At 73.0% G+C, this 19,395-nt stretch carries 19 protein-coding genes and 1 pseudogene; 5 read left to right on the top strand and 15 right to left on the bottom strand.

Annotated features, from left to right (window positions below):
- Positions 1-177 precede the first annotated feature (177 nt).
- Positions 178-828 carry an SRPBCC family protein gene (locus C1A33_RS26525; protein ID WP_101834312.1) on the bottom strand — a complete coding sequence of 217 codons (651 nt, stop codon included), beginning with the start codon at positions 826-828 and terminating at the stop codon, positions 178-180.
- 708 nt (positions 829-1,536) lie between these two features.
- On the opposite strand from C1A33_RS26525, the gene C1A33_RS26520 reads away from it, so the two are divergent.
- Positions 1,537-1,740, top strand: coding sequence for a cold-shock protein (locus C1A33_RS26520; protein WP_101834310.1), 204 nt, complete (start codon positions 1,537-1,539; stop codon positions 1,738-1,740).
- Positions 1,741-1,852: 112 nt separating this feature from the next.
- Complete coding sequence (locus C1A33_RS26515; RefSeq protein WP_101834308.1) at positions 1,853-2,620, top strand: class I SAM-dependent DNA methyltransferase; 768 nt, start codon at positions 1,853-1,855, stop codon at positions 2,618-2,620.
- Here C1A33_RS26515 and C1A33_RS26510 read toward each other — a convergent pair.
- Positions 2,592-3,039: pseudogene (locus tag C1A33_RS26510) on the bottom strand (response regulator). The gene C1A33_RS26515 and the pseudogene C1A33_RS26510 overlap by 29 nt on opposite strands.
- Positions 3,040-3,478: 439 nt before the next feature.
- On the opposite strand from C1A33_RS26510, the gene C1A33_RS26505 reads away from it, so the two are divergent.
- The 3 genes from C1A33_RS26505 to fdxA all read left to right on the top strand — a co-directional run bounded on the left by C1A33_RS26505 (position 3,479) and on the right by fdxA (position 5,869).
- A complete protein-coding gene (locus tag C1A33_RS26505) occupies positions 3,479-4,000 on the top strand; it encodes a group III truncated hemoglobin (protein ID WP_243407973.1) in 522 nt (173 codons plus the stop codon).
- Positions 4,001-4,127: 127 nt separating this feature from the next.
- A complete protein-coding gene (locus tag C1A33_RS26500; RefSeq protein ID WP_243407972.1) occupies positions 4,128-5,366 on the top strand; it encodes a low temperature requirement protein A in 1,239 nt (412 codons plus the stop codon).
- A gap of 167 nt (positions 5,367-5,533) precedes the next feature.
- A complete protein-coding gene (gene fdxA, locus C1A33_RS26495) occupies positions 5,534-5,869 on the top strand; it encodes a ferredoxin (RefSeq protein WP_101834332.1) in 336 nt (111 codons plus the stop codon).
- Between the two features lie 518 nt (positions 5,870-6,387).
- Here the strand turns inward: fdxA and C1A33_RS26490 are convergent.
- From C1A33_RS26490 to nifE, 13 genes are all read right to left on the bottom strand, one after another.
- Complete coding sequence (locus tag C1A33_RS26490) at positions 6,388-7,479, bottom strand: 2-oxoacid:ferredoxin oxidoreductase subunit beta (protein ID WP_101834306.1); 1,092 nt, start codon at positions 7,477-7,479, stop codon at positions 6,388-6,390.
- Positions 7,476-9,488, bottom strand: coding sequence for a 2-oxoacid:acceptor oxidoreductase subunit alpha (locus C1A33_RS26485; RefSeq protein ID WP_101834304.1), 2,013 nt, complete (start codon positions 9,486-9,488; stop codon positions 7,476-7,478). Before C1A33_RS26485 ends, C1A33_RS26490 begins: the two co-directional genes overlap by 4 nt.
- Positions 9,489-9,568: 80 nt before the next feature.
- The gene (locus C1A33_RS26480) at positions 9,569-10,888 is read right to left on the bottom strand and encodes a cysteine desulfurase family protein (RefSeq protein WP_101834330.1); all 1,320 of its coding nucleotides are present in this window, start codon (positions 10,886-10,888) and stop codon (positions 9,569-9,571) included.
- Positions 10,885-11,730 carry a HesA/MoeB/ThiF family protein gene (locus tag C1A33_RS26475; RefSeq protein WP_101834303.1) on the bottom strand — a complete coding sequence of 282 codons (846 nt, stop codon included), beginning with the start codon at positions 11,728-11,730 and terminating at the stop codon, positions 10,885-10,887. The genes C1A33_RS26480 and C1A33_RS26475 overlap by 4 nt, the downstream gene beginning before the upstream one ends.
- An 89-nt stretch (positions 11,731-11,819) precedes the next feature.
- Positions 11,820-12,440, bottom strand: coding sequence for an iron-sulfur cluster assembly accessory protein (locus C1A33_RS26470; protein ID WP_101834302.1), 621 nt, complete (start codon positions 12,438-12,440; stop codon positions 11,820-11,822).
- The gene (gene nifB / locus C1A33_RS26465) at positions 12,437-14,023 is read right to left on the bottom strand and encodes a nitrogenase cofactor biosynthesis protein NifB (RefSeq protein ID WP_101834300.1); all 1,587 of its coding nucleotides are present in this window, start codon (positions 14,021-14,023) and stop codon (positions 12,437-12,439) included. The genes C1A33_RS26470 and nifB overlap by 4 nt, the downstream gene beginning before the upstream one ends.
- Positions 14,023-14,619 carry a nitrogen fixation protein NifZ gene (locus tag C1A33_RS37100; protein ID WP_243407971.1) on the bottom strand — a complete coding sequence of 199 codons (597 nt, stop codon included), beginning with the start codon at positions 14,617-14,619 and terminating at the stop codon, positions 14,023-14,025. The genes nifB and C1A33_RS37100 overlap by 1 nt, the downstream gene beginning before the upstream one ends.
- Positions 14,616-15,017: a nitrogenase-stabilizing/protective protein NifW gene (gene nifW, locus C1A33_RS26455; protein ID WP_101834298.1), complete on the bottom strand. Its 402-nt coding sequence runs from the start codon at positions 15,015-15,017 to the stop codon at positions 14,616-14,618. Before nifW ends, C1A33_RS37100 begins: the two co-directional genes overlap by 4 nt.
- The gene (locus tag C1A33_RS26450) at positions 15,014-15,298 is read right to left on the bottom strand and encodes a CCE_0567 family metalloprotein (protein ID WP_101834296.1); all 285 of its coding nucleotides are present in this window, start codon (positions 15,296-15,298) and stop codon (positions 15,014-15,016) included. Before C1A33_RS26450 ends, nifW begins: the two co-directional genes overlap by 4 nt.
- Positions 15,288-15,731, bottom strand: coding sequence for a NifX-associated nitrogen fixation protein (locus tag C1A33_RS26445; protein ID WP_101834294.1), 444 nt, complete (start codon positions 15,729-15,731; stop codon positions 15,288-15,290). Before C1A33_RS26445 ends, C1A33_RS26450 begins: the two co-directional genes overlap by 11 nt.
- A complete protein-coding gene (gene nifX, locus C1A33_RS26440) occupies positions 15,728-16,159 on the bottom strand; it encodes a nitrogen fixation protein NifX (RefSeq protein ID WP_101834292.1) in 432 nt (143 codons plus the stop codon). The genes C1A33_RS26445 and nifX overlap by 4 nt, the downstream gene beginning before the upstream one ends.
- Complete coding sequence (locus C1A33_RS26435; RefSeq protein WP_101834290.1) at positions 16,153-17,832, bottom strand: nitrogenase component 1; 1,680 nt, start codon at positions 17,830-17,832, stop codon at positions 16,153-16,155. Before C1A33_RS26435 ends, nifX begins: the two co-directional genes overlap by 7 nt.
- On the bottom strand, positions 17,832-19,232 hold the full coding sequence (gene nifE / locus C1A33_RS26430; protein WP_101834288.1) for a nitrogenase iron-molybdenum cofactor biosynthesis protein NifE: 1,401 nt from the start codon (positions 19,230-19,232) through the stop codon (positions 17,832-17,834). The genes C1A33_RS26435 and nifE overlap by 1 nt, the downstream gene beginning before the upstream one ends.
- Positions 19,233-19,395 lie beyond the last annotated feature (163 nt).

Here is a 19,395-nt window from a genome sequence, read left to right as displayed (position 1 = left end):
CGGCGCGGCACGGTCGGTGCACCGAAACCTATGCCGGCCGGAGGCAGCCACGGATGCCGTGGCAGGGGTTGTTACCTCGCCGTCACGCCTTCCCGCGCGGCGGGCCGCCGTGACCTGCCCGGACGCGTCCGAGCCGGCCACGGGACGGCCGCCGCTGTCCTGCGGGCGCGGAGGTGCTCACCAACCACCCGCCGGGCGGCCCGGAGTGGGCGGGTCGGGCGCAGCGGACGGGCTGCCGTACCCCTGGCCGGACGGCGAACCGTATCCCGGCTCGCCGGCACCCGATCCATAGCCGGGCCGGCCCGCGCCCTGGCCGGGCTGGCCCGCGCCTTCGCCGTAGCCCGGCGCGCCGGACGACGTGCCCGCGGCGTCGGGGCGGGGCACCTCACCGCGCCAGGAGCCGGTCTCGGACTGGCGGCGCTCGATGAACGCCTTGAAGCGGCGCAGGTCGGCCTTGACCCGACGGTCGTCCGCGCCGAGCGCGGCCCCGGCCTTCTCGGTGAACCCCTCGGGCTGCCAGTCCATCTGCACCGTCACGCGGGTGTCGTCGTCGCCGAGGCGGTGGAAGGTCACAACGCCGGCATGGGTCGTGCCACCGGCGCTCTTCCACGCCACCCGCTCGTCGGGCAGTTGTTCGGTGATGGTCGCGTCGAACTCGCGCTCCTGGCCGCCGACCTTGACCTTCCAGTGGGTGTGGGTGTCGTCGAGCTGCGAGATCGTCTCGACGCCGTCCATGAACTGCGGGAAGGACTCGAACTGGGTCCACTGGTTGTAGGCGGTCCGGATCGGGACGTGGACCTCGATCGATTCCTGGACGGTGCTCGTCATGTTTCCTCCCGTCTCGACACGTGTTCCGGTCAGGGGCGCTCATCCCCGCCCTGCCGCAGCTAACACACGGCCCACCACATGAACATCCCGACCCAGGTCACGCGTCCCCGGCCTGTCACGCGGGCCCGCCCGGCCACGCCACACGCACACGCCCGCCCGGCCGGCCACGCACGGGTCGGCCCCGACCGCTTGTCCCTGCCAGCCAGCCAACCCCCGCGGCGACACACACCAGCAATGATCACGGGCGCGAGCGCCGCCGCGGCGTCCGGGGGTTCCGCGGAACACGATCTCTCATCAGAGAAGCGCGGCGGGCGGACCACGCGACACGGCGAGGCGGGCTCGTGGCGCCGGATGCGGGGCGCGGAGCTGGGCCTGCGGCACGGGGCTGGGTCCGCGCCGGCGCCTGCCCGGCACCGCCGTTAGGCCGCCCCACCAGGGCGGAAGCCGTGCCCGGGCCGCCGGAACCGAGCCGACCGCGGCCCGTGATCCGCGGTCCGGGCGGACGCCGGGCCCTCCCGGACCAGAAGCGGACAACCGCTGGTCCGGCGCGTCGCGCCAGCCACGGGGTAGGCTTGCGGTGTTGCTTGTTTCTCGGTGCGTGACCTAACGCGGAGAACGGCACGACCAGGCCACGGCACCCCGTCGGGGCCTGGTGCGAAGCCGGTATGCGAAGGACGCCTACCGGGAGCGCGGCAAGGAGAAAGTATCGTGGCGCAGGGTACCGTCAAGTGGTTCAACGCGGAGAAGGGCTTCGGATTCATCTCCGTCGACGGTGGCGGCCCGGACGTGTTCGTCCACTACTCCTCGATCGTGGCGGACGGCTACAAGTCCCTGGACGAGGGCCAGAGCGTCCAGTTCGAGATCGTGCAGGGCCAGAAGGGACCGCAGGCGGACAACGTGACGATCGCCTGACCGTTCACACCACTTTGTAACCTCAGCTTCGCGTTTCGGCGCGTGGCCCCGCAGTGGGTCACGCGCCGAAATCGTGTTGAGGGGCGGGCCCTGCGGTGGCGATACTGCACCGATGCCCGCTTTCTCCCAGTACGACCGGCGCGGGTACCCGTCCGTGGACGTCCGGACCGGCTACGGCGAATGGTCGGACACGTACGAGCAGACCGTTGAGGACGTCATGGATCTCGGGCTGCTCGCCCAGCTGGCCGTGCCGGCCTGGGACCAGGCTCGACGAGCGGTGGACCTCGGCTGCGGGACCGGCCGCACCGGCTCCTGGCTGCGGGCCCGCGGCGTCGCAGCCCTCGACGGAGTCGACCTGACCCCGCGGATGCTCGCGCTGGCGCGCCGCCGCGGCGTCCACGACCAGCTGCTCGAAGCCGACGCGACAGCCACCGGGCTGCCCGCCGCCGGGTACGACCTGGCCGTGTCCTGCCTGATGGACGAGCATCTCCCCGAACTCACCCCGCTCTACGCGGAGGCGGCCCGACTCACCCGGCCGGACGGTCTGTTCGTCCTGGTCGGATTCCACCCGCACTTCATCATGACGTCCGGGATGCCGACGCACTACGACGATCGCACCGGCGCCCCGAGGGCGATCACCACCCACGTCCACCTGGTCAGCGACCAGGTCGCGGCGGGACTGGCGACCGGATGGTCGCTCGCGGAGATGCGGGAGAATGTGATTGACGACACCTGGCTCGCCGTCAAGCCCAGCTGGGGTCGCTACCTCGGCCACCCGTTCACGATCGCGCTGGTCTGGCGACGAGCGGGCCGGCAGGGCCAGCCGGGCGAGTCGGGCGAGTCGGGCCCGGTCAGTGCCCCGGCAGCCGCACGACCGTGACGAAGAAGTCGTCGATGGACCGCACGTCGTCGACGAAACGATCGAAGTCCACCGCCTTGGTGACATAGGCGTTGGCGTGCAGCTGGTAGCTGCGCTCGATGTCCTCGGCCGCGTCGGAGGTGGTCAGCACCACCACCGGGATCCGGCGCAGTCGCTCGTCCCCCCTTGATCTCGGCGAGCACCTCGATGCCGTTGCGTCGCGGCAGGTTGAGGTCAAGCAGCACCAGGTTCGCCTGCGGCGCGTCGGTGTACGGCGCCTCCCGGCGCAGGAAGGCCAGCGCCTCGATGCCGTCGTTCACGACGTGCAGGTCGGCGGCGATCCGGTCGTCGGCGAACGCCTCGCGGGTCATCAGGACGTCCCCCGGGTCGTCCTCGACCAGCAGAACGTCGAACGAGTTGGCGGTCAGACTCGTCGTCATGGCACTACCTCGAGATCACATGCCGCCACGTGGCGCTGACGGCGGGCGGGCCGTGGGAGCCCGCGAAGGGAGTCCTCACGGATGGACGCGGCCGCGAACCGGAGGGCGGAACCCGCGCGACGTGCGCAGAGTCGCCGGCACATGAGGACGATGTCCGGCGACATCCTCGAGGTGAGCCCGGGCGGCGACGCCGGCCGGACGCCCGGGAGCCGGGGTCCTCGGCTCGGGGGGATACCTGACGGTACGCCAGGCACGGCCCACTGTCGCCCCCTCATTCGGGACTACCCGGCCGGGGGTCCCCCGGTGACGCGGTCGCCATGGTGGTGACGGTTGCCGCCATGACGGCGAGGGAAGGTCCCGAGCACATACGCTCGGCGACGTCGGCACGGGCGTACGCGAGGCAGCGCAGGCGATGGCGCATTCAGCCGGGACGGGCAAGATGACCAGCACCTCCACGACCAGCACCTCCACGACCAGCACCTCCACGACCAACGGCCCCACGACCAACGGCCGAACGGCGACCGACACCACGACGAGCGGCCCCGCGGCTGGTGGCGGCCGCGTGCGGCGGGACATCGCGGATCGCGACGACATCACCGAGCTCGTGACCGCCTTCTACCGGCGGGCCTTCGCGGATCCGCTGCTCGGACCGGTCTTTGTCGACGTCGCGAAGCTTGACCTTGACGCCCATCTGCCGGTGATCTGCGACTTCTGGCAGGCGGTGATCTTCCGGGCGGGCACCTACCGCCGCAACGCGTTCGGCGTGCACGCCGACCTGCATGCGCGAGTCCCTCTCACCGAGGACCTGTTCGCACGCTGGCTCGCCCTGTGGACGGGCACCGTCGACGAGCTGCGCCACGGTCCGCGCGCGGACCGGGCCAAGCTGCAGGCGGGGCGGATCGCCGAGTCGATGCGCCGGCGCCTGCCCGACCGGCCCACGGGGCCTGACCCCGTCGACTGACTCCCGTCGACCGACCCCCGCCGGCCGAGCCCGCCGGCCAGGCCCTGCCGTCCAACCCCGTCGGTTGCTCTCACCTGCGACTTCACCGACCTGCGGCACCTGCGCCGCACCGGGTAGCTTGCGCCCTATGACGCTGCCGGAGCTGACGGACCCCGACACGCCGACCCCCCATCCCGCGCGCGGGCAACGGTGGCTGCGGCCGATGCGCCCTCGGCTCACCGACGAGCGGCACCGGGTGGCGACTCCCCTGGAGCTGCTGTTCGACCTGTGTTTCGTGGTCGCGGTCGCCCAGGCGTCCACCAAGCTGCACCACGCTCTCAGCGAGGGACACCTGGCGACCGGCTCCGTCGCCTACCTGGCGGTCTTCTTCTCCGTGTGGTGGGCGTGGATGAACTTCACCTGGTTCGCCTCCGCCTACGACGTCGACGACGTGCCCTACCGGGTGGCGACCTTCGTCCAGATCGTCGGAGTGCTGATCCTCGCGGCCGGGGTGCCGCGGGCCTTCGACCACGACTTCGCGGTCGTCACCCTCGGCTACGCGGTGATGCGCTGCGGGCTGGTCGCCCAATGGCTGCGGGCGGCGCGCGGGTCGACCGAACCGCCCGCCCGGCGCACCGCCCACGGCTACGCGCTCGGCATCGCGGTCTGCATGATCGGCTGGGGCGCGCTGCTGCTGGTGCCCGGCCACTGGCGGGCGGCCGGGTTCGCGGTGATGGTGGTCGCGGAACTGGCGGTGCCGATCATCGCCGAGCGGCCGCGACGTACCGCCTGGCACGCGCACCACATCGCCGAGCGGTACGGCCTGTTCACGATCATCGTGCTGGGTGAGTCGATCCTGTCGGCGACGATCGCCGTCCAGTCGGCGTTCGACGAGCATCGCGCCGGCGGGGCGCTGTTCGCCGTGGCGGCCGGCGGCCTGCTGATCGTCTTCGCCCTGTGGTGGCTGTACTTCGCCCGTTCGGCGCACGGCTTCCTGGTGTCGAACCGGGTGAGCTTCGTCTGGGGCTACGGCCACTTCTTCGTGTTCGCCGCCGCGGCGGCGCTCGGCGCGGGCCTGGCGGCCAACACCGATCGTGTCACCCACCACGGCGAACTCGGTGCCTACGCCGCGGGCGCCGCCGTCACGGTGCCGGTCGCCGTCTACCTGCTCGCCCTCACCGTGCTCCAGCTGCGCCCGCAACACGCCGGGCCGGTCCGCACCGGGCTCGCCCCGGCGGCGGCCGTCGCCGTGCTGGCCACCACCGGGTTCGCCGCGGTGAGCGCCGCGCTCACCGTCCTGGCCACCGGTGCCGTGCTGGCCGTGCTGATCGCCGCCACCGAGGCGCTCGGCTGGGATCCGGCTCCGCGGCCGGCGGGAAAAGCCTGAGGACAGGCCTGTCCGCGGCATTTTCCTCGCGCCTCGGTCCGCCGTATCGAAAACCGGCGGGCCGGGGCTGACATGTTTACTCCTCCTTTACAGCTCGTCCGGTCGGGGTGCCGCGCCCGCCTGCTACGCTTTCCTGGAAGCCGAAACGACCTGTGGAGAAGGCCAGCATGGCGTTTGTCGTCACGTCTTCCTGCATTGATGTAAAGGACACCGCCTGCCTGGACGAATGCCCGGTGGACTGCATCTACACCGGCATTCGCAAGCTCTACATCCATCCGGGCGAGTGCATCGACTGCGGGGCCTGCGAGGCCGCCTGCCCGGTCGACGCGATCATGAACGTCCGGCTGGTACCAGCGGCGGAGGCCGAGTTCATCGCGGCCGAGGAGCGCTTCTTTCACACCGTCCTGCCAGGGCGGACAACACCCGTCGGCGATCCCGGCGGCGCGGGGAGGATCGGCCCGGTCGGCGCCGACACCCCCTTCGTCGCGGCGTTCGGACGCTGACGGCCTGAACCGCCGGCGAAGGCTGACGCGGCCACGGCGTCAGCGGGACCGCCGGCTATGGCCGGTGCCCTGGACCACCCCCGTCCAGGCACCGGCCTTTCAACGTTCCGGCACCGTTCGCCACCCTGGTCGGTGCCCCCGCCACACCCGTTCCATATCACCCGCGGCGAGCGCCGCACATCCGGCTCCTGTGGCGCCGTGCTGGCGCACTGTTCCGTGCGGGCGAGTTTCCGGGCCGGCCGGCATCAATACCGACACACCTTCACGCGCACATCCACATGCGCATTCACACGCACATTCACACGTACATTCACGTCCTTGCCCGCCGCCGGTCCACGCCCGAACATCACCGCGGCGCGCGGTGCGACGCCAGAGGGGATCAGGCCGCGGTGTGATCGGCCTGATCCCCTCGCATTCGCGGACGGGCGGTCCGCCCGGCCGTCCGTCCGCTCCGGCCCGGGGCGAGAGGGCCCCCGGCCGGCAGCCGCTCCCAGCGCGACTGCTCGGGCGGTCGCCGCCTAGCTGGCGGCCACCTCCCACGAGTCGACGCCCGTCAGCAGGCTCCGCAGCTCGCCGCGGCCACCGGGCCGGGCCGTCGCCAGGCGCTCCTGGAAGAGCTGGTCGAAGCTCGGCTGGGTGACCGAGCGGTACACGCCGATCGGCGGCTCGGCCAGGGACGTCTCGGCGAGCCGGGCCAGCGCGTACGCGTAGGTGGAGTTCTGGATGCCCGGGTCGTGTACGACGACCCGGGAGTCACCGCCGTGGCCGATGGCCAGCTCCCCGGTGCTCGGGTCGCGGATGACACCCCACTGCTCGTTGGTGCCGAACACGATCGGCAGCCCGGGCGAGAGGCGGATCGGGCCCTGCTCGGGCGCCGCCGGGTTGTCCGTCTCGGGCGCCGGCGCCGCGGACCCGCGCGGCTGGCGCGGGATGGGGGTGAACGTCGGGCAGCCCTGACGGATCTCGACCAGCGCCGCGCCCTGGTGGGCGGCCGCCGCGGTGAGGGTCGCGGTGAGGTGGCGACGGTCGGAGTCGAGGGTGCGGGCCACGAAGGTGGCACCGGCGCCGAGCGCGAGCGCGATCGGGTTGAACGGGTTGTCCAGCGAGCCGTGCGGGCTCGACGGGCTCACCGTGCCGACCTTCGACGTCGGCGAGTGCTGGCCCTTGGTCAGGCCGTAGATGTGGTTGTTGAACAACAGGATCTTGAGGTTCACGTTGCGCCGCAGCGCGTGGATCAGGTGGTTGCCGCCGATCGAGAGCGCGTCGCCGTCCCCGGTGACGACCCAGACGGACAGGTCCGGCCGGTTGATGGAGATGCCGGTCGCGAACGACGGCGCCCGCCCGTGGATCGAGTGGATGCCATAGGTGTCGAGGTAGTACGGCAGCCGGGAGGAGCAGCCGATGCCCGACACCACGACGGTGTTCTCCGGCGCGACGCCGAGCGCCGGCAGCAGCCCGCGCATCGTCGACAGGATCGCGTGGTCCCCGCAGCCGGGGCACCAGCGCGCCTCCGCGCCGGTGGTGAAGTCGGCGACGGTCGGCGCCCGCCGGGCGCTGCCGCCCGCCGGCTCGTCCGCCTTCGCCCCGCTGGCCTCGTTGACCTCGCTCATCGTCCCGCCTCCAGAGTCGCGTCCCGCTTGTTGGCGCCCGCGTCCGTCTTCGCGGCCAGGCGCGCCGCCACGTCCCCGAGCGCCCGACCGTCGACCGTGCCGGTGCCGTCCTCGTCGGCGATGCCGGCGATCACCCGGGTGATGACGGAGGCGAGCTCCGACGACCGGAACGGCATGCCGCGGGTGACGTTGTAGCCGACGGTGTCGATCAGGGTCTCCCGGCGCAGATGGCCGGCGAGCTGCCCGAGGTTCATCTCCGGCACGAGCACCGTGTGGTACTCCGAGAGCACGGAGGCGACGTTCGCCGGCAGCGGGGCGATGTGGGTCAGGTGCGCCTGGGCGACCTTCAGGCCCTGCGCGCGCACCATCCGACACGCCTCGCCGATCGGGCCCCAGGTCGATCCCCAGCCGACGACCAGCACGTCCGCGCCGGAACCGGGCGGGCCGTCGGGGTCGTCGACCTCCAGCGGCGGCACGTCGATGCCGTCGATCTTGGCCTGCCGGGTGCGGATCATGAGGTCGTGGTTGTCCGGGTCGTAGGACACGGCACCAGTTCCGTCGGCCTTCTCCAGGCCGCCGATGCGGTGGGTCAGCCCGGGGGTGCCCGGGATGGCCAGCGGCCGGGCGAGGGTCTTCGGGTCACGCGCGTAGGGCAGGAAGATCGGGTTGCCCTCGGCGTCGACCCCGTTCGGCTCGGTGGCCAGGTCGATCCCGAGCGAGGGCAGCTCGTCCAGCTCGGGCACCCGCCACGGCTCGCTGCCGTTGGCGATGTAGGAGTCGGAGAGCAGGATCACCGGCGTGCGGTAGGTCAGCGCGATCCGGGCCGCCTCGACCGCCGCGGCGAAGCCGTCCGCGGGCGAGCGCACGGCGATGACGGGCAGCGGCGCCTCGCCGTGCCGGCCGTAGAGCGCCTGGAGCAGGTCGGACTGCTCGGTCTTCGTCGGCAGGCCGGTCGACGGGCCGCCGCGCTGCACGTTGACGACGACCAGCGGCAGCTCCATGATCACCGCGAGGCCGAGGGCCTCGGCCTTGAGCGCCATGCCGGGCCCGGAGGTGACCGTGACGCCGAGCATGCCGGCGAACGACGCGCCGATGGCTGCGCCGATCGCGGCGATCTCGTCCTCGGCCTGGAAGGAGCGCACGTCGAACGAGGCGAGCGCGGACAGCTCGTGCAGGACCTCGGAGGCCGGCGTGATCGGGTAGGCGCCGAGGAACAGCGGCATCGCCGCCTGGTGCGCGGCGGCGACCAGACCGTAGGCGATGCCCTTGTTGCCCTTCATGTGCCGGTAGGTGCCAGCCGGGAGCGGGGCCGGCTTCACCTCGTAGACACTCGCGAAGGCCTCGGTCGTCTCGCCGTAGATCCACCCCGCCCGCAGCGCGGAGATGTTCGCGGCCTGCACGTCGGGCTTGGCCGCGAACCGCTTGCGCAGGTAGGCGGCCGTGTCCTCGATCGGCTGGCTGAACATCCAGGACACCAGGCCGAGGGCGAACATGTTCTTCGTCCGCGCGGCGTCCTTGCGCTTGAGGTTGTGGTCGGCGACGGCGGCGGCGGCGAACCCGGTCAGGTTGATCGCGTGCAGCTGGTAGGCATCCAGCGAGCCGTCGGTCAGCGGGTCGGACTCGTAGCCGGCCTTCTCCAGGCCGAGCGCCGTGAACGCGTCGGTGTCCGTGATGATGACGCCGCCGGGCCGAAGCTCGGTGACGTTGGCCCTGAGCGCGGCCGGGTTCATCGCGACGAGGACGTCGGGCTGGTCACCCGGGGTGGTGATGTCGTGGTCGGCGATGTGCAGCTGGTAGCTGGACACGCCGGCCACCGTCCCCGCTGGGGCGCGGATCTCCGCCGGGTAGTTCGGCAGGGTGGCCACGTCGTTGCCGATCGCCGCGGCCTGGGCGCCGAAGCGGTCGCCGGTGAGCTGCATCCCGTCGCCGGAGTCGCCGGCGAAGCGGATCACCACGTTCTCCAGCCGTCTGACCCCGTCGGGTCGGGCGGACAACTGCTCGGTGGACATCGGGTACCTCATCTCGGGCGGGCGATCCGTGCCGGGTGCCGGGGCCGGACCCCGGGCTGGGTGACGGCGCGGATCGGTGATCAGGGCAGGGCGGAACGGGGCACGGGCAGCTCCGGTGCCCGGCCCGGGACGGGCGCCGCCGTGGATCCGAGACGGCCCGGCCCGGCGGACCCGCCGGGATCGGCGGGCGCGGGGAGCTCGCCGGAGCCGATCTCGCGCAGCGACTGCACCCGCAGCACGGCGCGGGCCACCGTCGCGGCGGCGGCGTGGATCTGGTCGACGGTGGTGAAGCGGCCGACGCTGAACCGCAGGCTCTCCCGGGCCGCCGTCGCCGAGCGGCCCATCGCCAGCAGCACCGGCGACGGCTCGTCGCCCCCGCCGTGGCAGGCCGACCCGGCGGAGACCGCGACGTCGGGCAGGCAGGCCTGCACGGCGTCCGCCTCGGCACCGACGAAGCGCAGGTTCAGCGTGTTCGGCAGCCGCACCGGGCCGGGGCGGCCGGTGCCCTCCTCGGCGGGACCATTGACCTCGATCGCGCCGGCTCCGAGCCAGCCGATGAGCTGGTCGTAGAGCAGCTCGGTCAGCTGCCGCTGGCGGATGGCCTCGTCGGGCAGCACCGCGGCGGCGATGCGCGCCGCCGCGCCGAAGCCGACGATGGCGGGGGTGTTGAGCGTGCCGGCACGCAGCCCCCGCTCCTGCCCGCCGCCGTGCAGGAGCGGGACGAGCCGGGCCCGCGCCGCGCGCCCGGCGAGCAGCACCCCGGCGCCCTTCGGCCCGTAGACCTTGTGCGCGGAGGCGATCGCGAGGTCGATGCCCGTCTCGGTGACGGCGACCGGAATGCGACCGAGCGCCTGGGTGACGTCGCACAGGAACAGCGCCCCCGCCCCGTGCGCGAACGCGGCGACGGCCCGCGGGTCGGTGAGCGCCCCCGTCTCGTGGTTCGCCGCCATCACCGCCACCAGCGCGACCTCGCCGCCCGCCGGCGTCGGGCGCAGCAGGGACCGCAGGTGGGACAGGTCGACGGTGCCGCCGGGATGGACCCGGACGGTCTGCACGCTGCCCTCGTGCCGGTCGGCGGCGGCGTGCGCGGCGGCGAGCACCGCGGGATGTTCGGTGGCGCCGACGAGGATGCGCCGCCGGGTCGGCGCCGCGGTGGCGAGGACGCCGTGCGTCGCCAGGTTCGCCGCCTCGGTGGCGCCGCTGGTGAACACGACGTCGCGCCCGGCGGCGCCGGCGAGGGCGGCGACGTCGCGCCGGGCCGCCTCCACCAGCCGGGAGACGGCCTGCCCGGCCGGATGCCGGCTCGCCGGGTTGGCGTAGTGCTCGCGCAGCAGCGGCAGCATCGCGCTGAGGACCTCGGGGTCGACCGGGGTCGTCGCGTTGTTGTCGAGGTAGATCACGTGCTGCTCCGCGGGGCGCAGTCCGGGCAGCGCGGGTCCCGCCGGGTCCGCGGGGCGCGCATCTCGACGTCCCACAGGTCGACGTGGACGAGCCGGCCGGCGGCGGGTTCGGCGAACCGGCCGGCGACCTTGAGCGCCTCGGTCGCCGCCAGGCAGCCGAGCGTCCCGGCGACCGACCCGAGCACCGGGAAGCCCAGCGGCTCCCAGGACGGATCCCCCTCGGGGAACACGCAGCGCAGGCACGGCTCCCCCGGCCGGACCACGAGCAGGTATCCCTCGGTGGCGTTCATCGCGGCGACGACCAGCGGCACCCCGGTGCGCACGCACATCCGGTTGATCAGGTAACGCTCGGGGAAGTTGTGCCGGGCGTCGACGACGACGTCGGCCTGCGCGATCAGGTCGGGCACCGACGGGTCGGTCAGCGCCCGGTCGACGGGGACGACCTCGACCGCCGGGTGATGCGCGCGAAGTGTCTCGGCCGCGCACAGCACACGGGACTGGCCGACCCGCTCGGGGCGCATCAGCGTCTGCCGGTTGAGGTCGGGCTCCTCCAGCTCACCCGGGTGGATCAGGATGAGCCGCCCGACGCCGGCGGCGGCGAGATAGGTCGCCGTCGCCCCGCCGACCCCGCCGACCCCAGCCACGACGATCGTCGCCTGACTCAGCCGCCGCTGCACCGAGACCCCGAAGCCGGGGATGGTCAGCTGTCGGTCGTAGCGCCGGAAGACGTCGACGTCGGCGTCGTCATCGGGCGGGGCCGCCTGGACGGGCAGGCTCCGCGCGGGCGGGCCGGGGCAGATCGACCTCAGACGCGGGTGGGAGTGGGACCGGGCAGTGACCATCGCGCGCTCCGCGGAATCGGCAGGACAGGGGCGGAATCAGCAGGAAGTGAAGGGGCAGGTCAGGCGCCGGTCGGGCGGGGAAGGGCCGGTCAGGAGACCAGCGCCACCCGCCCGATCTCGGGCAGCGCCTCCTTGAGCCGGGTCTCGATCACCCCGGTCAGGGTCGCGTTCGCGCTGGAGCAGCCACCGCAGGCACCGGTCAGGCGCAGGTGCACCTCGGCGGAGCCCGGCTCGCCGCCGCCGGCGAGGACCGCGACGATCTCGGCGTCGCCGCCGTCGCCGCGCAGGAACGGCCGAATCTCGCCCAGCACGTCCTCGACCTGGGCACGCAGCTTCGCGTCGGCCTCGGTGCGCTGCGGGGAGTCGGAGGCGCCGAACGACGAGCCGCAGCCGCACGAGCTCTTCGCGTTCGGGTTGGTGAAGGTGAAGCCGGAGGAGGTCAGCGTCTCGGCGTAGTCGACGCGCATCCCACGCAGCAGGTCCACCATCGACGTGTGCACGAGGACGTCGAAGCCGTCCTGCGGGTAGACGATGTCGTCGGCGTCGGCGTCGGGGACGAGCGAGAGGTTGTAGGTGTAGCCGGAGCAGCCGCCCGGGTCGACGCCGATGCGCAGCGCGAACCCGGCCGTGCCCGGGGTGGAGCCGAGCAGGCGGCGGACCTGCGCGCGGGCCCGGTCGGTCAGCTCGATGGCGGTGGCGGTCGCGGTCATGATGTACCTGCCTTCGCGGGGGCGCGGTGCGCGCTGAGGCGGCCGCCGACCTCGGCCACCGCCTTGTCGATCAGGTCGTAGATCTCCACCGGTTCGATGCCGGCCGCCGTCAGCGCCTCGCGCGGGCCGCCGCCGATCTTGCTGCAGAGCACGGCGGAGCAGTCGGACAGCATCGCGATCGTTTGGTCGAGACGGGACTCGTCCTCGTCGCATTCGGACGGGCCCGTGCAGTACCGGTCGACGTCGCGGGTCTGCACCAGCCGGGCCCAGCCGGCGCCGCCCTCGTAGATGAGGAACTCGCCGGCGTGACCGAAGTGCTGGTTGACGACGCCGCTGCCCTTGGTGGCGACCGCGATGAGGACGACCTCATCCGGCCGGGCCGGCTCGGCGGCCGGGGTGCCGGTCGGGGAGTCGGCCGGGGAGTCGGCCGCGGTGCCCGCGGCGAGGCCGGCCGCGTCCCCGGAGGACGGGGTGGCGCCGGTGAGGGTGGTGCCGGCGGGGAGCAGGGCGCCGGTGGCGATGTTGAGGCTGCGGCGGGTGGCGGCGACCTCCGCGCGCCAGCGCTCGATCTCCTCGTGCGCCGCCTGCCGGCCGGCGAGGTCGTAGGTGATCTCCCGACCCTGGTAGGTCTCCGGGGTGAACTCGTCGCCGCGGTCCTCGCCGAGCAGGCCGACCGCGTCGGCGCGGCACTGCCGGCAGTGCCGCATCATGGTCATCTCGGCGCCGTCGTGCTGCTCGCACCGGTCCTGCAGGGCCTTGAGCTCCTGCGGGGTCGGGCCGCGCTGGCCGGTCAGCCCGAAGTGGGTGCCGTGCTCGGGCGCCGAGACCAGCGGCATCACGTTGTGCAGGAAGGCGCCGAGCTCCTTGACGGTCCGGGAGACCTCGACGAGGTGGTCGTCGTTGACGCCCGGGATCATCACCGAGTTGACCTTGCAGAGGATCCCGCGCTCGGTGAGCGCCGCGAGCCCGGCGAGCTGCTGCTCGGCCAGGATCGTCGACGCCTCCCGGCCGGTGTACCGCCTGCCCTTCCAGGCCACCCACGGGTAGATCCGCTCGCCGACCTCCGGGTCGGTCATGTTGATCGTGATCGTGACGTGGTCGACGTTGAGCTCGGCGATCCGGTCGACGAACTCCGGCAGCCGCAGCCCGTTCGTGGACAGGCACAGCTTGATGTCCGGGCAGTCCCGGGCCACCAGCTCCATCGTGCGGAATGTCGGCTTCGGGTTGGCCAGCGGGTCGCCGGGGCCGGCGATGCCAAGCACGCTCATCTGCTTGATCTCGCTGGCGACCAGCTTGACCTTGGCCAGCGCGTCCTCGGGCGTGAGCAGCGAGCTGGTGACACCCGGGCGGCTCTCGTTGGCGCAGTCGAACTTCCGGTTGCAGTAGTTGCACTGGATGTTGCAACCGGGAGCGACCGCGACGTGCATGCGCGCGTAGTACTGGTGGGCCTCGGCGCTGTAACACGGATGGTTGGCGATCTTCTCCGCGAGCTCGGCGTTCCGCGCGGGCGCGCTGGTGCCGCAGCTCGTGGTGCTGGCGCAACCGCCGGGACGGTCGGCGACGGCGAGTGGCTTGCCCGTCATCACGCCCCGCCCTTCGATGCCGCAGCCTCGGCGGCCACAGCCGTGGTGTCCTCCTTCGCCGCGTCCCCCGCCGCGCCGGAACCCTTGCCGGAGCCGCAGTTCGACGACCCGTGCTTGCAGCCGCCCCCGCCGTGGCCCTTGCCACCGCCGTGCCCCTCGCCGTGGCCGCCACCGTGACCATGGCCCTGGCCAGGCCCGTCGGCGCTGACCGCGGCGATCGGCACCGCCACCGGCTGGTCGCCCGGCGCCGGGGTCGCGGCCTCGCCCTTCGCCGGGGTCGCCGCCTTCGCCGCGGCCTCGGCGGGCGCGCTCGCGGTGGCGGGGATCGGTTCGTCCCGGGCCTCGATCGCGTCCGCGTCGATCACGGGCACCGCGAGCTCGCGCTCCAGCGCGCCGACGACCCGCCCGTTGCGGAACGCGACCGCGTAGACGATGTGTTCCTGCAGGTAGAGGCCGACGTTGATGACCTCGCCGATGGTGCCGGCCTCGACCAGCACCTCGCCGACGGCGAACGCCGGGTCCGGGTACGTCCCGTCGTTGCGCAGATCCTTGACGGTGGCGACGACATCCCCGACGTCGTAGGTGTTGCTGCTCATCGGGCATCCTCCGGCTGCTCGGACGGTGCCGGCGACGGGTCCTCGCCCGGTCGCCGGACGGTGATCTCGGATGACGGCACGAAGGCCGACTCGGGTGCGCGGTCCTTGAGGACCTTGAAGACGCGATGGTCCAGCGCGGTGGCGGTGAGGAAGGCCTCGTACGAGCGGACGAGCGCCGCACGGTAGTCGCGCAGCAGCTCCTCGGGATCGGTGCGCTCGCCGTCCCCGGCGTCGTGCAGCTTCACCAGCTCGCCGGAGAACACCCGCAGGATGTGCAGCCGGTTGACGGCGACGACGCGGGGGTCGAAGTCGACATCGAGCAGCGCGAAGTACTCCTCCGCGGTGGAGCAGCGGTGAAAGCCCGCGAGCCGGGCGGCGGCGGTGCCGGTCGCGCTCATGCCGACGCCTCCCTGTCGGCCCGGGACGGCGCGTCGGCCAGCGTCTGCAGCAGGGCGATCTCGGCGTAGGCGTCGTAGGTTCGGCGCGCGAGGTCGGGGATGTTCTCCCAGCCCAGCGGCAGGTCCTCGGCCAGGTCGTGCAGGTCGAGCTTGAGCTGCGACGCCTTCATGCCCAGCTTGCGCAGCCGCTTGCGGGCCTCCTCCGGGTCGAGGTTCGCGACCTCGACGGACGCGGCGTCGGCGGGCGCGGGGCCGGCGGTGGTCGGGGTGTCAGGAGTCATCGCGGGCCACCTCGGGGAACCGCTCGGCGATCTTCGCCGCGTTGATCACCAGCGACTCGCCGCGGGCGGCGAGCTTGTCCAGCGAGTCGAAGCCGAAGCGCTGCACGTCGCGCAGGGCGTCGTCGAGGACGACGAGCCGGCCGGCGAAGACGATCGCCCGGCCGAAGCCCTCGTGGTTGATGTCGAGGACGGTCGTGCTGAACGCGCCGGTCGCCTTCTCGATGGCGCCCGCCACCGCCTGGTAGAAGCACCGCAGCCGGGCCTCGGTGGCGGGCTCCAGGTCGCAGGACGCCGGGATCTTCCGGCGCTCCTCCTTCGTGACCACGAACGGGGCGAGCAGCCGCTCGTCAGAGAACCGGCCGAGCTGGCCGTAGGCGTCGTCGGCGCGGACCTGGTCGAGCAGGTCCCGCAGGAATCCGGTCATCTCGGTCATGCGGCGTCTCCCTTGAGCACCGCGGCGACGCTGCGGGTCCAGTTCTGGGTGGTCGGCTGCGGGTCGCGGGCGCGCAGCACCTTGCGCAGCCAGGGCGGCGGCGTGCCGGCGAGGGTCGCGACGTACCGGTCGAGCAGGTCGGCGACGCTCGTCCCCTTGGCCACCTTCACCGGGTGGATCCGGGCCTTGACGACCCGCGCGGCGGCCGTGCCGCCGATGTCGCTGATGTTGAGGATCACGCAGTCCGCGACGGCGGACAGCCGTGACTCGATCTTGCTTTCCTCATCGTTGGCGGCCTCGTCCAACAGCCGGCTCTCCAGCAGGCGGGATCCCTCGGGGCCGACGTCGTACACGTCGAACCGGCGGCACCAGCCGAAATGCTGGTCCACTGCGGTCCCGTCGCTCGTCGCGAAAGCGATCTTCAACACGGTGACTCCTGGAACAGGTTGTCGAGTTCATCGGGGTCGGCCGTGGCGCGCGGCTGGCGGGGGATGTCCGTCGAGGACTGCCCTGCGTCGGACGCGGGTCCGGTCGACGCGGTATCCACTGGGGCCCGCGCGTCCACCTGGCCCGGGTGCGCGTGCTCGGCGCGCTGGTCGTCCGGAGTCCGATGGTGCGTGTGGCCGTGGTCGAGGACGCGGTTCGCCGCGTCGATGAGCAGGCGCAGGCTTCCGCCGTAGCCCGCGGTGCCGGTCAGGGTCGCCCCCAGCCGGTCGAAGATCGGGAAGCCGAGCGGCAGGAACGCCGCGCCGAGCTGGTGCGCGATCTCGCGCAGGTGGCTGGAGCCGACGACCAGGTCGGCACCGGCAGCCCGGGCCCGCGCGGCGAACTCGGCCAGGTCGCCGACGACCACCTCGTCGAAGGGTGCGTCGGCGAGCGCCGGCGCGGGGGTCGGCGACATCGCGGTCACGATCTCGGCGCCGGCGTCGTGCAGCAGCGAGCCGGCGGCGAGCAGGGTGTCCGGCTCGGCGGCGATCGCCACCCGCACCCCGCCGAGGACGAAGTGCGCGTCGAGCAGGCCGTCGGCGAGCCGCGCCCGCGCCCGGCGCACCGCGCGCGGCGCGGTCCGGCCGCTGATCGCCATCAGCTCGCCGACCAGCGCGTCCGTCTCGGTGAGGCCGGCGAGGTGCCGGTGGCGCAGCAGCGGCGCCCCGGTCCGCGCGGCGAGCAGCTCGCCGGCGGCGGACGCGGTCGCGCCGGCGATCAGGACGGCGGACGCGTCGCGCAGGCGGCGCAGGTCGGCGACGGTCGTCCCCCCGGTGGTCGTCGGCTGCCAGGCCGGGGCGAGATGCCCGTCGACGGAGCTGGACAGGTCGGGGACCAGCACCGGGGTGAGCCCGAAGGCGCGGACCAGCTCGGCCAGCTCGTCGAGGTCGGCGGCGGTCAGGCCGGGACCGGCGAGGACGGCGACGAGATCAGGGTCACCGTCCTCGCCGGTGGTCTGCGGGGGCGTGGGCAGCGCGGACGCCGCGAGCAGGGCGGTGTGACCCTCCACCGCCTCGCGTCGCGCCACGGGCGTCCGGCCCCGCGCGCCGACCGGTGACACCAGGCCCGCCGCGCCACCGGGCGGCGCCGGGACGACCGCCCGGACCAGCGCTTCCAGGGCCGCGCTCCAGCCGTCGGACAGGCCACCGAGGAATTCCGGGGTCGACACCCCGATGATCAGCGGCCCCAGGTCGTGACCGGTGTCCGCGCCGTGTCCGGCGTCCGCGCCGTGTCCGGCGTCCGCGTCGGCCCAGGCGTCGAGGTAGGCGCGCAGCTGGCCGCCGACGTCCTCACCCGACACCTCGGTGACGCCCGTGGTGAGCAGTCCGATGACTTCCGGGCGCTGCTTCTTGCGGATGGCGTCGAGGGTGGCGACCAGCGACTCGCCGCTGCCGACGACCGCGGTCACCTCGGTGATGCCGGTGGTCTGCAGCGGGATCGGCTCGTTGAAGTGCCGGGTCAGCAGGGCCTTCGCGAACGACGCGCAGCCCTTCGAGCCGTGCATGATCGGCATCGAGCGGGCGAGGCCGAGGAAGACCAGCGCCGCGCCGAGGGGCTGGGAGAACTTGAGCGGGTCGATCGTCGCGCCGCGCTCCACCACGGTGATCCGGGCCATCACGCCGCCTCCGCCGCGTGGCCGTCGCGAGCGCCGGCGTCGGCCGCGTCCCAGGGGGCTGGGCGGCGGACCTGCTCCCAGACGGGGCTCGCGATCGCCATGTCGAGCTGGCGGGCGAACTCGACCATCCCGGTGTAGCCCGCGTAGGGGATGTGCCGTTCCTGGTTGATGTCGAGGAAGGGCAGCCGGCCCTTGAGCGCGGTGTACTGGTTGCGCCCGCCGGCGACCAGGATGTCCGCCCCGGTGTCCTCGGCGACCCGCAGCAACTCCCGCGGACTGCTGTCCTTGATCATCTTGCTGTCACCGAGCAGCTCGCGGATCCGGTCCACGTCACCGTCGGAGCTCTTGGTGATGCCGCTGCCGACCACCTCGATGCCGAGTTCCTGCAGCGCCGAGACGATCGACCAGCTCTTCACCCCGCCCGTGTAGAGGACCGCCTTGCGTCCCGCCAGGCGGGCGCGGTACGGCGCGATCGCCGCCTCGGTGGCGGCCTCCTCGGCGGCGATGAGCTCCTCGGTGCGCCGGGTGAGGTCGTCGTCGTCGAGCAGGCGGGCGAAGCCACGCAGGCTGTCGGCCATCGCGCGGGTGCCGTAGAAGCTGCCCTCGAACCAGGGGATGCCGTAGCGCTCCTCGAGGCCGCGGGCGAGGCCGAGCAGGGCCCGGGAGCAGACGACCATCGTCGCGCGGGCCCGGTGGGCGGCGGCCACGTCACGGTAGCGGGCGTCGCCGCTGATGCAGGCGCGCACCCGCAGGCCGAGTCGGCGCAGCACCGGCAGCACGTCCCACAGCTCGCCGGCGATGTTGTACTCGCCGATGAGGTTCACGTCGAGCGGTCCGGCGTCGTCCGGTTCGACGGTGCCGATCACGTGGTCCAGCAGCGCCTGGCCGGCGATCTTGTTGCCGAGGTTCTTGTTGCCGACGAAGCCCGGGGCCTCGACCGGGATGACCGGCACGCCGGTCTGGGCGGACGCGGAGGCGCAGACCGCGTCCAGGTCGTCGCCGATCATGGCGGTCACGCAGGTGGAGTAGACGAAGACCGCGGGGGGCGCATACCGCTCGACGATCTCGCAGACCGTGTCGAACAGTCGCTGCTCGCCGCCGAGGACGACGTCGTTCTCGGACATGTCGGTGGTGAAGCCGTGTCGGTAGAGGGTCGGGCCGGAGGACAGGCTGCCGCGGCCGTCCCAGGAGTTGCCGGCGCAGGCGATCGGGCCGTGCACGACGTGGGCGCTGTCGGCGATCGGGACCAGGGTGATCATGGCGCCGTCGAAGGTGCAGCCGCCGGCGGTGCCACCGGGCTGGGGTTTGGGGCAGCCCGCCTTGCGCTGCTTCTCGCTCTTGGCGTTGTTGGTGTCGCAGGCCGTCTCGCTGAACAGGGCGGCGCGTTCCGGAGCGGACATAGGCCATCCTCGGGAGGGGGCGGTCCTCGGGTGAGGCTGGATGAATACGCATAAATAGGACAGTGAGCCGCAGGCGGAGGGCGGCAGGGAGAGGGTCGGTCGACCCGGGAGGGAGTCGACCGACCCGCTCGGGGGGCGGGGAGTCAGCACGGGCGACCTGGGG

It is taken from the genome of Frankia canadensis (assembly GCF_900197875.1).
Taxonomy (GTDB): domain Bacteria; phylum Actinomycetota; class Actinomycetes; order Frankiales; family Frankiaceae; genus Frankia; species Frankia canadensis.
The sequence above is the reverse complement of the archived record's forward strand: the minus strand, read 5'-3'. Positions and strand labels throughout refer to the sequence as shown.

Excerpts from the sequence above, each read along its gene's own strand:
- C1A33_RS26475 (WP_101834303.1), bottom strand. The coding sequence starts at position 11,730 with ATGGTCACTGCCCGGTCCCACTCCCACCCGCGTCTGAGGTCGATCTGC.
- C1A33_RS26505 (WP_243407973.1), top strand. The coding sequence starts at position 3,479 with ATGACCAGCACCTCCACGACCAGCACCTCCACGACCAGCACCTCCACG.
- C1A33_RS26485 (WP_101834304.1), bottom strand. The coding sequence starts at position 9,488 with ATGTCCACCGAGCAGTTGTCCGCCCGACCCGACGGGGTCAGACGGCTG.
- C1A33_RS37100 (WP_243407971.1), bottom strand. The coding sequence starts at position 14,619 with ATGAGCAGCAACACCTACGACGTCGGGGATGTCGTCGCCACCGTCAAG.
- C1A33_RS26445 (WP_101834294.1), bottom strand. The coding sequence starts at position 15,731 with ATGACCGAGATGACCGGATTCCTGCGGGACCTGCTCGACCAGGTCCGC.
- nifW (WP_101834298.1), bottom strand. The coding sequence starts at position 15,017 with ATGAGCGCGACCGGCACCGCCGCCGCCCGGCTCGCGGGCTTTCACCGC.
- nifE (WP_101834288.1), bottom strand. The coding sequence starts at position 19,232 with ATGTCCGCTCCGGAACGCGCCGCCCTGTTCAGCGAGACGGCCTGCGAC.
- nifB (WP_101834300.1), bottom strand. The coding sequence starts at position 14,023 with ATGACGGGCAAGCCACTCGCCGTCGCCGACCGTCCCGGCGGTTGCGCC.
- C1A33_RS26515 (WP_101834308.1), top strand. The coding sequence starts at position 1,853 with ATGCCCGCTTTCTCCCAGTACGACCGGCGCGGGTACCCGTCCGTGGAC.
- C1A33_RS26500 (WP_243407972.1), top strand. The coding sequence starts at position 4,128 with ATGACGCTGCCGGAGCTGACGGACCCCGACACGCCGACCCCCCATCCC.
- C1A33_RS26525 (WP_101834312.1), bottom strand. The coding sequence starts at position 828 with ATGACGAGCACCGTCCAGGAATCGATCGAGGTCCACGTCCCGATCCGG.
- C1A33_RS26450 (WP_101834296.1), bottom strand. The coding sequence starts at position 15,298 with ATGACTCCTGACACCCCGACCACCGCCGGCCCCGCGCCCGCCGACGCC.
- C1A33_RS26490 (WP_101834306.1), bottom strand. The coding sequence starts at position 7,479 with ATGAGCGAGGTCAACGAGGCCAGCGGGGCGAAGGCGGACGAGCCGGCG.
- C1A33_RS26435 (WP_101834290.1), bottom strand. The coding sequence starts at position 17,832 with ATGGCCCGGATCACCGTGGTGGAGCGCGGCGCGACGATCGACCCGCTC.
- fdxA (WP_101834332.1), top strand. The coding sequence starts at position 5,534 with ATGGCGTTTGTCGTCACGTCTTCCTGCATTGATGTAAAGGACACCGCC.
- C1A33_RS26470 (WP_101834302.1), bottom strand. The coding sequence starts at position 12,440 with ATGACCGCGACCGCCACCGCCATCGAGCTGACCGACCGGGCCCGCGCG.